We start from the raw sequence: 12,258 nt of genomic DNA, 5'->3' as shown, positions 1-12,258 counted from the left end.
TGAGACAAGGGGAGGCTTGCGATGAGTGATGGCAAAAGCGGGCTGCAGTTGCGTTCGCTGCTCAAGAACAGCGGCGAACTCGAACTGTCGCTGGTGGATGTCCCGACGCTCGAGCCGGCCGACGACGAAGTCGTGGTCCGGGTCGAGGCGACGCCGATCAATCCCTCCGATCTCGGGCTTCTGATCGGTCCCGCCGACATGTCGACCGCAAAGGTGTCGGGCACGGCGGAGGCGCCCGTAGTTACCGCGAAGATGCCGGACGCGGCGATGCGGATGATGGCCGCGCGGCTCGATCAGTCGATGCCGGTCGGCAACGAGGGCGCCGGCGTTGTGATCAGGACCGGATCGTCTGATGCGGCCAAGGCCTTGATGGGCAAGACCGTCTCGATGATCGGCGGCGCGATGTACACGCAGTACCGCACCATCAAGGTGAGGGACGTGATGGAATTGCCCGAGGGCACCACGCCTGCCGACGGCGCGTCGTGGTTCGTCAACCCGCTGACGGCGCTCGGCATGACCGAGACCATGCGGCGCGAAAATCACAAGGCGCTGGTGCATACGGCCGCCGCCTCCAACCTCGGCCAGATGCTCAACAAGATCTGCATCAAGGACGGCATCGGCCTCGTCAATATCGTGCGCAGCAAGGAGCAGGCCGACATCCTGCACAAGATCGGCGCCAAATATGTCGTCGATTCCACCTCCGCCACCTTCATGGATGACCTCACCGATGCGCTGGTGGAAACCGGCGCCACCATTGCCTTCGATGCGATCGGCGGCGGCAAGTTGGCAAGCCAGATCCTCACCGCCATGGAGATGGCCGCCAACAAGACCGCCAAGGAATACAGCCGCTACGGCTCCAACGTGTATAAGCAGGTCTATATTTATGGCAGCCTCGACAACCGGCCGACCGAGCTGAGCCGCGCGTTCGGCTTCACCTGGGGCGTCGGCGGCTGGCTGCTCACGCCGTTCCTGCAGAAGATCGGTCCCGCCGAAATCGCTCGGTTGCGCCAGCGCGTGGCGTCCGAACTCAAGACCACCTTTGCCAGCCACTACACCAAGGTTGTGTCGTTGCAGGAGGCGCTGCAGATCGACAACATCGCGGTCTACAACAAGCGCTCCACAGGCGAGAAATTCCTGATCAATCCGAACAAGGGTTGAGGACGAGGGGCTTTCATCGAGACATGAACGGAACGGGCCGTCTCGCACAGGCGGCCCGTTCTGCATTTGCGACCCCTTGCAGAAAGTTTTTCTCGCAACCGAGCCACAAAGCCCACTCCATGCACTTGCATCTTTCTGGCGATCTGGCGTAAGGGAGGGCAGGCGCTTTCACTCCAACAGGGACATAAAATGGCCACCCATACCATCGTCACGATCGTCGGCAGCCTTCGCAAAGAGAGCTATTCGCTCAAGGTCGCCAACGCGCTTGCCAAACTGGCGCCGGAGTCGCTCAAGCTCGACGTCACCACGCTCGGCGACATTTCCTTCTTCAACCAGGATCTGGAAGCCAATCCGCCGGCCGACTGGCTGGGCTTTCGCGAAAAGCTGCAGAAGTCGAACGGCGTGCTGTTCGTGACGCCGGAATATAACCGTTCGATTCCCGGCGTATTGAAGAACGCCATCGACGTGGCCTCGCGCCCCTACGGCAAGAGCTCGTTGCTCGGCAAGCCGGTCGGCATCATCAGCAATTCCCCGGGCGCGCTCGGTGGCGTCAGCGCGGCCAAGCATTTGCAGAACATCCTGCCGGGTATTGCGGGCCCGATTCTCGGCCAGCCCGAAATCTACCTCAACGGCATTGGCGATGCCTTCGACGACAAGGGCGAGCTAATCAAGGAGTCCGTGCAGAAGGTGCTGCAGCAATATCTCGGCGCGTTCGCGGCGTTCATCGAAAAACAGAACAAGTAAGCCGCGCTCTTTCCCCGTCATTGCGAGCGCAGCGAAGCAATCCATATCGCGGCATAACGGACAGATGGATTGCTTCGTCGCTTCGCTGCTCGCAATGACGGGGCGGCCATTCGTGCCCACCGCTTTAGGAATCCATTAACCCGACCGTCGCATCTTGGCGTATGGTCTCCCGCACCCGATTGAAATCCATTCTGACCGGGCTCGCTCTCTACACGATAGCGGCGCTGATGGTCGGCTATTTCGGTGTCAACGCCTATACCGGCAAATACGGGCTGAATGCGCGTCAGGAGCTCGATCAGGAGATCATCGCGCTGACCTCGGAGCTGGCGCGGCTGAAGCGCGAGCGGGCGCAGGGTGAGCAGCGGGTGTCGCTGTTGCGGTCCGACCGGGTCGATCCTGATATGCTGGACGAGCGCGCGCGCTTCCAGCTCGACTACGCCCATCCGCGCGACCTCATCCGGATCATCAAGCCGAACTGATTTTCGTCACCGATGTGACAACGACGCCGGCGGGACGATGCCGGTCTGCAAATTTCAAAAAATCGCGAAATCGATTTCGAAAATGTCGCCCTTCGCGTTGCAGTGCGGCATAGCAATATTTTCTCCAACGCACGCAATCCTTTCACGCCGGTTTGAGTTGGGTTAGAGAGGGCTGATCCCGTCTCTCTTTCTCACCCCCGGAAATGCCATGGCTGCACCCAAGAAAAGCGTCGTCGCGAAGGAATCAGGGCAGGAGAAGGCAAACGGGTCACCACCGGAATTCACCAAGGCGCAGGAACTGGCTGCGCTGCGGGACATGCTCCTGATCCGCCGCTTCGAGGAAAAGGCCGGCCAACTCTATGGCATGGGCGCGATCGGCGGTTTCTGCCATCTCTATATCGGTCAGGAAGCCGTCGTGGTCGGCATGCAGATGGCCCTCAAGCCGGGCGACCAGGTCATAACTGGATACCGGGATCACGGCCACATGCTGGCCTGCGGGATGTCGGCCAACGGCGTCATGGCCGAGCTCACCGGCCGGCGCGGCGGATATTCCAAGGGCAAGGGCGGCTCCATGCACATGTTCAGCCTGGAGAAGCATTTTTACGGCGGCCACGGCATCGTCGGCGCCCAGGTCTCGCTCGGCACCGGCCTTGCGTTCGCCAACCGTTATCGCGGCAATGACAATGTTACGCTCGCCTATTTCGGCGATGGCGCCGCCAACCAGGGCCAGGTCTACGAAAGCTTCAACATGGCGGAGCTGTGGAAGCTCCCCGTGGTCTACGTCATCGAGAACAACCGCTATGCCATGGGCACATCGGTCAGCCGCGCCTCCGCGCAATCCGATTTCTCCAAGCGTGGCGCTTCCTTCAACATTCCCGGCAAACAGGCCGACGGCATGGACGTGCGCGCAGTGAAGGCCGCCGCCGATGAGGCGGTCGCCTGGTGCCGTGGCGGCAACGGTCCGTTCATCCTGGAGATGCAGACCTACCGCTATCGCGGTCACTCGATGTCGGACCCTGCGAAATATCGCACCCGTGATGAGGTCGAAAAAGTCCGCCACGAGTCCGACCCGATCGAGCAGGTGCGCAATCGCCTCCTCGCCGCCAAGGTCAGCGAGGACGAATTGAAGAAGATCGACGCCGAGGTCCGCGAGATCGTCAACGCCTCAGCCGATTTCGCCCAGCACGATCCCGAGCCCGATCCGTCCGAGCTATGGACCGACGTCTACCGCTAAGCGCAAGCCAGAGCATGATCCCGAAAAGTGGGGACCGGTTTTCGGACAAGATCATGCTCAAACAAAAGACTTAAATTTTCGGAGCTACCATGCCGATTCAAGTTCTGATGCCTGCGCTGTCGCCCACGATGGAGAAGGGCAACCTTGCCAAATGGCTGAAAAAAGAAGGCGAGCCGATCAAGTCCGGCGATGTCATTGCCGAGATCGAGACCGACAAAGCGACGATGGAAGTCGAGGCGACCGATGAGGGCACGCTCGGCAAGATTTTGATTCCGGAAGGCACCGCCGATGTTGCCGTCAACACGCCGATCGCGATGATCCTTGCCGACGGCGAGAATGCCGCCGATCTTGTGAAGGCGCCGGCGCCCGCTGCCAAGGCCGCGGAATCCGCGCCTCCGGCTGAAGCCAAGGCGGAAGCGCCCCAGCCGAAGGCCGCGCCTCATCCGACTGCGCCCACTTCCGTGAGCGAGCCCGAGCCGGAGGTGCCTGAAGGCACCGAATTCGTTACGCAGACCATCCGCGAAGCGCTGCGCGATGCGATGGCCGAAGAGATGCGCAGGGATCCTGATGTCTTCATCATGGGCGAGGAGGTCGCCGAATATCAGGGCGCCTACAAGGTCACTCAGGGCCTGTTGCAGGAATTCGGCGCACGCCGCGTGATCGACACACCCATCACCGAGCACGGCTTCGCAGGCGTCGGCGTCGGCGCGGCGATGACCGGGCTGAAGCCGATCGTTGAGTTCATGACCTTCAACTTCGCCATGCAGGCGATCGACCAGATCATCAACTCCGCGGCCAAGACGCTCTACATGTCTGGCGGCCAGATGGGCTGCTCGATCGTATTCCGTGGCCCGAACGGCGCTGCCGCGCGGGTCGCCGCCCAGCACAGCCAAGATTATTCTGCCTGGTACTCGCAGATCCCCGGCCTGAAGGTGATCGCGCCGTTCTCGGCCGCGGACTACAAGGGCCTGCTCAAGGCTGCGATCCGCGATCCCAACCCCGTCATCTTCCTCGAGAACGAGGTGCTCTACGGTCACACCGGCGAGGTGCCGAAGCTCGACGACTACGTCGTACCGATCGGTAAGGCGCGTGTCGTGCGCCAGGGCAAGGACGTCACCATCGTTTCCTGGTCGATGGGCATGACCTATGCACTCAAAGCCGCGGAAGAGCTCGCCAAGGAAGGCATCGAGGCCGAGGTGATCGACCTGCGCACGCTGCGCCCGATGGATACCGAGACAATCATCGCATCCGTGCAAAAGACCGGCCGCGCGGTCACGGTGGAGGAGGGCTGGCAGCAATCCGGCGTTGGCGCGGAAGTCGCCGCCCGCATCATGGAGCACGCCTTCGATTATCTCGACGCGCCGGTGGCGCGCGTCTCCGGCAAGGACGTGCCGATGCCCTATGCGGCCAATCTCGAAAAGCTCGCACTGCCGTCGGTGGCCGAGGTGATCGCGGCCGCCAAGGCCGTTTCCTACCGCTAGGTTTTCACATGGCCGGTCCTAACGAACAGCCGCTGCCGCCCGACGTGATCGGCCGCGAGGATGCCGTCGAGGTCCTGCGCGCCTTCGTCGTCGATGGCGGACTCTCGATCGCGTTCCAGCGCGCGTTTGAGGAGCCGGACATGTGGGGCCTCCTGCTGGTCGATATCGCCCGCCACGCCTCCCGCGCCTATGCGCGTGAGAGCGGCTACACCGAGGACGAGGCGCTCGCGCGCATCGTCGATATGTTCGAAGCCGAAATCAACCGGCCGACCGACATGGGCTCCACCACGCCGCGGTCGCAACAAGGTCACTGACGATGCCGATCAACATTTTGATGCCCGCGCTGTCGCCCACGATGGAAAAGGGCAACCTTGCCAAATGGCTCAAGAAGGAGGGCGACAAGGTCAAGTCCGGCGACGTCATTGCTGAGATCGAGACCGACAAGGCGACCATGGAAGTCGAGGCGGTGGACGAGGGTACCATCGCAAAAATCCTGGTGCCAGAGGGCACGCAGGACGTGCCGGTCAATGACGTGATTGCGGTGCTGGCCGGTGACGGCGAGGACGTGAAGGCGGCGAGCGCCGCTGCCGGTGCTGCACCGGCGCCGAAAGCCGCCGAAGCACCCGCCGCGAAGCCGGCAGGCGAACCGGCACCCGCTGCCGCGCCTGCGGCAAAGCCCGCAGCAACCGGGCCGACGCAGGCTGCCGCGCCGCAGGCTGCGGCTTCCGTCTCGCGAGGTAACGGTCATGCTCGTGTATTCTCGTCGCCGCTCGCCCGTCGCCTCGCCAAGGAGGCCGGCATCGAAATTGCGCGGATCAACGGGTCCGGCCCGCATGGTCGCATCGTCGCCCGCGACGTCGAGGACGCCAAGTCTGGCAAGGGCCTCAAGGCGCCTGCTGCCGCGCCCGCTGCAGGACCTGCCATCGCCCCATCGATGTCCGACAAGCAGATCCTCGCGCTGTTCGAAGAGGGTTCTTACGAAATCGTGCCGCATGACGGCATGCGCCGCACCATCGCGCAGCGGCTCACCGCCTCGGTGCAGACCGTGCCGCATTTCTATCTGACGATGGATTGCGACATCGGCAAGCTCCTGGTCGCCCGCGAGGAGATCAACGCCGCAGCGCCCAAGGACAAGGAAAACAAGCCGCTCTACAAGCTCTCGGTCAACGACTTCGTCATCAAGGCGATGGCGGTCGCGCTGCAGAAGATTCCGAACTGCAACGTGAGCTGGACTGAAGGGGGCATGGTAAAGCACAAGCATTCCGACGTCGGCGTTGCGGTCGCGATGCCGGGCGGCCTAATCACGCCGATCATCCGCAAGGCGGAGACCAAGACGCTGTCGACCATCTCGGCCGAGATGAAGGACTTTGCGGCGCGCGCACGAGCGCGCAAGCTGAAGCCGGAGGAATATCAGGGCGGCACCACGGCGGTGTCGAACCTCGGCATGTACGGCATCAACCACTTCACCGCCGTGATCAACCCGCCGCACGCAACGATTCTTGCGGTCGGCACCAGCGAAGAGCGCCCTGTCGTCCGCAACGGCAAGGTCGAGATCGCGCAGATGATGAGCGTCACGCTTTCCTGCGATCACCGCGCCATCGACGGTGCGCTCGGCGCCGAGTTGATCGGCGCCTTCAAGCAACTGATCGAAAACCCCGTGATGATGATGGTGTGACGATCGAATGACATAGCCCCGTCATTGCGAGCGCAGCGAAGCAATCCATCTCTCCGGCGACACGATGGATTGCTTCGTCGCAAGAGCTCCTCGCAATGACGGACGAACTGACGGTCGCACGATGACAATGAGCGCGTAATATGGCCGACACATCCTTCGACGTCATCATCATCGGCTCCGGCCCAGGCGGCTACGTCACCGCGATCCGCTCGGCCCAGCTCGGCTTCAAGACTGCGATCATCGAAAAATCCTATCTCGGCGGCATCTGCCTGAACTGGGGCTGCATCCCAACCAAGGCACTTTTGCGCTCCGCCGAAATCTTCCACTACATGCAGCACGCCAAGGATTACGGCCTTTCCGCCGAGAAGATATCGTTCGATCCGAAGGCCGTGGTGCAGCGCTCGCGCGGCGTCTCGAAGCGACTGAACGACGGCGTCGGCTTCCTGATGAAAAAGAACAAGGTCACGGTGATCTGGGGCGAGGCGTCGATCGATGCGCCCGGCAAGGTCACCGTGAAGAAATCCGCCGTCGAGGCGCCGAAGGGTGCGCTGGGCGAGGGCGCCTACCAGGCCAAGCACATCATCCTCGCCACCGGTGCACGACCACGGGTGCTGCCGGGGCTCGAACCCGACAAGAAGCTGGTCTGGACCTATTTCGAGGCGATGGTGCCGGATCGGATGCCGAAATCGCTGCTGGTCGTCGGCTCCGGCGCGATCGGCATCGAGTTTGCGTCCTTCTTCCACACCATGGGCGCCGACGTCACCGTTGTGGAGGTGCTGCCGCAGATCCTCCCGGTCGAGGATCCCGAGATCGCCGGGCTGGCGCGCAAGCGTTTCGAGAAGCAGGGCATCAAGATCCTCTCCGATACCAAGGTGACGAAGCTGGAGAAGAAGGCCGACAGCGTGGTCGCCACCATCGACGACGGCAAGAAGCCGCAGACGGTCGAGTTCGAGCGCGTGATCTCGGCGGTCGGCGTCGTCGGCAATGTCGAGGGGCTCGGCCTGGAGAAGGTCGGCGTCAAGACCGATCGCGGCATCGTTGTCGTCGACGGCTACGGCAAGACCAATGTGCCCGGCATCTACGCCATCGGCGACGTCGCAGGGCCGCCGATGCTGGCGCACAAGGCCGAGCATGAGGGCGTGGTCTGCATCGAAGCCATCAAGGGCCTGCATCCGCACGCCACGGACAAGAATCTCATCCCCGGCTGCACCTATTGCCACCCGCAGATCGCCTCTGTGGGCCTGACTGAAGCCAAGGCGAAAGAGGGGGGCCGCGAGGTCCGCGTCGGCCGCTTCCCCTTCGTCGGCAACGGCAAGGCGATCGCGCTCGGTGAGGACCAGGGCCTCGTCAAGGTGATCTTCGACAAGAAGACCGGCCAGCTGCTTGGCGCCCACATGATCGGCGCCGAGGTGACCGAGCTTATCCAGGGCTATGTCGTCGCGATGAATCTGGAGACGACGGAGGAAGAGCTGATGCACACGATCTTCCCGCATCCGACGCTGTCGGAGATGATGAAGGAGGCTGTGCTGGACGCCTATGGGCGGGTGTTGAACATTTAACCGACGGGAGCACAGCGGTCGTCCCGTCATCCTGAGGCGCGAGCGCAGCGAGCCTCGAAGGATGCACGGCCCGGATCGAACAGCGGGGCCTGTCGCCCTTCGAGACGGCCGCTTCGCGGCCTCCTCAGGGTGACGGGTCTGATAGCGAAGAGATTAGAACAAGAAGAAAGAACATACTCCGTGAAAGACAACGACAACCTCACCATCGAACGCCCGACCTTCGTCACCCACCTCGAATGCGCGATGGAGGGCGACCATTATCCCGCCGACCAGATCCATAATCTCTCCAAGGCCGGCAAGCCGCTCTTGGTGCGCTACGATCTCGCAGGGGTGAAGAAGGCGCTGTCCAAGGACGCGCTCGCACAACGCCCTGCCGACATGTGGCGCTACCGCGAACTACTGCCGGTGCGCAAATGCGCAGACATCGTCAGCCTCGGCGAAGTGATGACGCCACTCATCCGCCTGCCGAAACTCGCGAAGAAGCTCGGCGGTGGCGAGATCATCGTCAAGGACGAGGGGCGGCTGCCGACCGGTTCGTTCAAGGCGCGCGGCCTTGTCATGGCGGTGTCGATGGGCAAGGCGCTCGGCATCAAGCATATGGCGATGCCGACCAACGGCAATGCCGGCGCGGCGCTCGCCGCCTACGCCACCTCCTGCGGCATCAAGACCACGATCTTCTGCCCGGCCGATACGCCGGAAGTGAATGTCAGCGAGATCGAGCTGCAGGGCGCCACTGTCTATCGGGTCAACGGCCTGATCGACGATTGCGGCAAGATCGTCGGCGAGGGCAAGGCGAAGGCCGGCTGGTTCGATACCTCGACGCTGAAGGAGCCCTACCGGATCGAGGGCAAGAAGACGATGGGGCTCGAGCTTGCCGAGCAACTCGGCTGGGAGATGCCCGACGTAATCTTCTATCCGACCGGCGGCGGCACCGGCCTGATCGGCATGTGGAAGGCGTTCGCCGAACTGGAAGCGATTGGCTTCATCGGATCGAAGCGGCCGCGGATGGTGGCGGTGCAGGCCGCGGGCTGCGCGCCGATGGTGCGTGCTTTTGAAGCAGGCACCGAGCATGCGCCGCGCTGGGAAGACGCGCACACCATCGCCTCGGGCATTCGCGTGCCGCAGGCGGTCGGAGATTTTCTGATCCTGCGTGCAGTCCGCGAGAGCAAGGGATTTGCGATCGCGGTGCCGGATGAGAAGATTTCTGCTGCGCTGAGCGAAGTCGCGCGTGAGGAAGGTTTGCTGTTGTGTCCGGAAGGGGCGGCGACATATGCTGCCTACCAGCAGAGCCTCGCGGACGGCCGTGTGACGAAAAACGATCGCATCATGCTGTTCAATTGCGCGACGGGGCTTAAATATCCACTGCCGCCGGTGACGCGCACGCTCGATCGCCATCAGCCGATCGACTACGCAAGGCTCTGACTGTCACGCGGCGGAATGTGATGGGAGCACAAGATGCGAAAGATCATCCTAGCCGCAATTGCAGTCTTGGCGTTCGGCGGCGTCGCGGCCGCCCAGAATTTTCCCTCGCGTCCCATTACCATCATCGTGCCGTTCTCGGCCGGCGGGCCATCGGATGCGATGGCGCGCATCCTCGCCGAGCGCATGAAGGTAGCCTTCGGCGAGCAGGTCCTGGTCGAGAATGTGACCGGGGCGGGCGGATCGGTCGGCGTTGGCCGCGCGGTGCGATCGCCGCCTGACGGGTACACGATCAGCTTCGGCCATCTCGGTACCCATGTCGCCAATGGCGCGGTCTACAAGCTCGGCTATGATCTCGTCACCGACCTCGAGCCGGTCGCGCTATTGCCGAGCAACCCGATGATCATCGTCAGCAAGAAGGCGGTTCCCGCCTCCTCGCTGAAGGAGTTTCTGGCGTGGCTTAAGGCGCAGCCGACGGCGCCGACCGCAGGTACCGCTGGCGCCGGGTCCGGTAGCCATATCGCTGGGCTCTATTTCGAGAACGTCAGCGGCATCAAGCTGCAATATGTGCCGTATCGCGGCACGGGACCGGCGATGAACGATCTTGTCGCTGGCCAGATCGACATGATCGTCGACCAGACTTCCAACTCAATCGGGCAGGTACGCGCAGGCAATATCCGCGCCTATGCCATCACCGATTCCAAGCGCGTGGAATCAGCGTCTGATATCCCGACCGTCGATGAGGCCGGGTTACCCGGATTCCACATGACCCTGTGGTCCGGCCTCTGGGTTCCCAAGGGCACGCCGAAGGACGTTATCGCAAAATTGAATACGGCGACGGTAGAGGCACTGGGCGATCCGGCGGTGCGCAAGCAGCTTGAAAATCTCGGCTTGCAGATGCCGCCAAAGGACAAGCTCACACCCCAAGCGCTCGGCGCCTGGCAGAAAGCCGAGATCGACAAATGGTGGCCGATGATCAAGGCCGCCAACGTCAAGGTGGATTAGACCGAAGTAGGAACCTACGGGCAGTGCGGACGTTAACCGCTCTCATACGGAGCGGACTATGGCTGACGGCGACAACCGACCCAAGGGCACAATCGGACTCATTCTCGGCGGAGTCATCGTCGTGGCTGCGGCGGTGTTCTTTCTCGCCGGCGGTGAATTGAGCGGGACTAAAGAGGTGACCAGCGATGCTGACCTTCCGCCGGTCTCCTCGCCTGAAAAGAAGAAATAGTGTGAAGACGCGGGCTACTTAGCTGGTTCACGCAGCACGCGTGCTGTCGACGCGCGAAGGCAGTCCAGCGTCCAGTTCCAATTCGATCGAAACCAGACGCTGGAGAACAAGGGCCGGGAGGCGGCCCTTGCCCGTGATCGTGCTTTTTCGGCTTAGCCGTACATGTTGGCCATTGCGGTGGCTTCGTTGTGGTGGCCACCGTCAGTGCCGCCATTCGGAAGGATGCCGTCGTCCTCCAGATCGAAATGCGCGCCATTGAGTTCGCCGACCTTCTCGTAGGCACCGTACACCGTCTGGGTAACGGCGATATCGCTCTGCTTCACGAGGTTGCCGTAGACGGTGATGGTGCCGAGCAGATCCTCGTCATGCGCGCCGGCGTTGCCCTGCTGGCTGATGACGGTGATCACGCTGTAGTCGTTCCGGCCGTCGCCATTGCTGTCCTTGTGCTCGATCGACTTGACCTCGGCGGTGTGACCCGAGATTTCAATCTTGTCGCCCTGGGCGCGATTGAAGTCGCGGATCACGTCGTTGCCGATGCCGTCGACCCAATGGTCGTGAGTGGCGTTGTTCTCGCCGGTCACGCCGACCCAGTCGATCGTGCCGTCGGCATTGACGTGCTTGGCGACGATCTCGTCCTTGGCGTTGACGTTCATTTCGAAGCGGAAGGTGTCGGCGCCACTGCCACCGGTGATGGTGTCGTTGACCGCCTTGAACGCCGCCGATTCAGCCGCGAAGATCTGCGTCTTGCCGTCCTGGGCTGCGACCATCTCGCCCGAATCCGAACGGCTGAGCAGGACGTCATTGCCGGTACCGCCATCCATCCGGTCGGCGCCGAAGCCGCCGACGAGAAGGTCGGCGCCGGAGCCGCCCGAAAGGTTGTCGTTACCCGAACCGCCCCACACCTTATCGGCGCCGGAGCCGCCGTTGAGCGTGTCGCTGCCGGCCATACCGGCGAGCGTGTCTTCCTTGGCACCGCCGAACAAGACGTTGTTGGCCGTTGTCCCGTTCAGATGATCATGATCGGAGCTGCCGCCGCCGAACCTGGCGAAAAAATCTTCGAACCGGTCGTTGTCGAAGAATCTGTTCAGATTGAAGCGTGCCATTTATTCAAAACCCCTTACTCAGAGGCCTCACGAACTAGAAACCACCACTGACTCTAGGAAAGCCTCGCGTGATGCGCGGGAAGGACGTGAGGCAGGATCCTTCACCCACAGCGAATGAGAAACAGCAAAACGGGCCAGCGGCTGGACGTGTGAGCGGCGGATTTGCGCTTCG

General features: G+C 62.5%; 12 protein-coding genes. 11 read left to right on the top strand and 1 reads right to left on the bottom strand.

Annotated features, from left to right (window positions below; all coding sequences use genetic code 11):
- Positions 1 to 21: 21 nt before the first annotated feature.
- From J6524_RS03820 to J6524_RS03770, 11 genes are all read left to right on the top strand, one after another.
- On the top strand, positions 22 to 1,158 hold the full coding sequence (locus J6524_RS03820; RefSeq protein WP_225669016.1) for a zinc-binding dehydrogenase: 1,137 nt from the start codon (positions 22 to 24) through the stop codon (positions 1,156 to 1,158).
- Between the two features lie 189 nt (positions 1,159 to 1,347).
- Positions 1,348 to 1,902 carry an NADPH-dependent FMN reductase gene (locus J6524_RS03815; protein WP_225669015.1) on the top strand — a complete coding sequence of 185 codons (555 nt, stop codon included), beginning with the start codon at positions 1,348 to 1,350 and terminating at the stop codon, positions 1,900 to 1,902.
- Positions 1,903 to 2,063: 161 nt separating this feature from the next.
- The gene (locus J6524_RS03810; protein WP_225669014.1) at positions 2,064 to 2,381 is read left to right on the top strand and encodes an FtsB family cell division protein; all 318 of its coding nucleotides are present in this window, start codon (positions 2,064 to 2,066) and stop codon (positions 2,379 to 2,381) included.
- 208 nt (positions 2,382 to 2,589) lie between these two features.
- Positions 2,590 to 3,615 carry a pyruvate dehydrogenase (acetyl-transferring) E1 component subunit alpha gene (pdhA, locus tag J6524_RS03805; protein WP_225669013.1) on the top strand — a complete coding sequence of 342 codons (1,026 nt, stop codon included), beginning with the start codon at positions 2,590 to 2,592 and terminating at the stop codon, positions 3,613 to 3,615.
- Positions 3,616 to 3,704: 89 nt separating this feature from the next.
- Positions 3,705 to 5,096 (top strand): pyruvate dehydrogenase complex E1 component subunit beta, encoded by a 1,392-nt coding sequence (locus J6524_RS03800; protein WP_225669012.1) that lies wholly within the window; start codon positions 3,705 to 3,707, stop codon positions 5,094 to 5,096.
- A gap of 8 nt (positions 5,097 to 5,104) precedes the next feature.
- The gene (locus J6524_RS03795; RefSeq protein WP_225669011.1) at positions 5,105 to 5,410 is read left to right on the top strand and encodes a DUF5076 domain-containing protein; all 306 of its coding nucleotides are present in this window, start codon (positions 5,105 to 5,107) and stop codon (positions 5,408 to 5,410) included.
- Positions 5,411 to 5,412: 2 nt separating this feature from the next.
- The gene (locus J6524_RS03790) at positions 5,413 to 6,771 is read left to right on the top strand and encodes a pyruvate dehydrogenase complex dihydrolipoamide acetyltransferase (protein WP_225669010.1); all 1,359 of its coding nucleotides are present in this window, start codon (positions 5,413 to 5,415) and stop codon (positions 6,769 to 6,771) included.
- A 140-nt stretch (positions 6,772 to 6,911) separates the two neighbouring features.
- Entirely contained in the window at positions 6,912 to 8,330 is a 1,419-nt protein-coding gene (gene lpdA, locus J6524_RS03785; RefSeq protein WP_225669009.1) for a dihydrolipoyl dehydrogenase, read from the top strand.
- 180 nt (positions 8,331 to 8,510) lie between these two features.
- Positions 8,511 to 9,752, top strand: a complete 1,242-nt coding sequence (locus J6524_RS03780; RefSeq protein WP_225669008.1) for a threonine synthase — start codon at positions 8,511 to 8,513, stop codon at positions 9,750 to 9,752.
- A gap of 33 nt (positions 9,753 to 9,785) precedes the next feature.
- Positions 9,786 to 10,754 (top strand): tripartite tricarboxylate transporter substrate binding protein BugD, encoded by a 969-nt coding sequence (locus J6524_RS03775; protein WP_225669007.1) that lies wholly within the window; start codon positions 9,786 to 9,788, stop codon positions 10,752 to 10,754.
- 58 nt (positions 10,755 to 10,812) lie between these two features.
- Entirely contained in the window at positions 10,813 to 10,983 is a 171-nt protein-coding gene (locus tag J6524_RS03770) for a hypothetical protein (protein WP_225669006.1), read from the top strand.
- A 152-nt stretch (positions 10,984 to 11,135) separates the two neighbouring features.
- Here J6524_RS03770 and J6524_RS03765 read toward each other — a convergent pair whose 3' ends face one another.
- Positions 11,136 to 12,086, bottom strand: a complete 951-nt coding sequence (locus tag J6524_RS03765; protein ID WP_225669005.1) for a calcium-binding protein — start codon at positions 12,084 to 12,086, stop codon at positions 11,136 to 11,138.
- Positions 12,087 to 12,258 lie beyond the last annotated feature (172 nt).

The sequence above is a fragment of the Bradyrhizobium hereditatis genome (assembly GCF_020329435.1).
Taxonomy (GTDB): domain Bacteria; phylum Pseudomonadota; class Alphaproteobacteria; order Rhizobiales; family Xanthobacteraceae; genus Bradyrhizobium; species Bradyrhizobium hereditatis.
The sequence above is the reverse complement of the archived record's forward strand: the minus strand, read 5'-3'. Positions and strand labels throughout refer to the sequence as shown.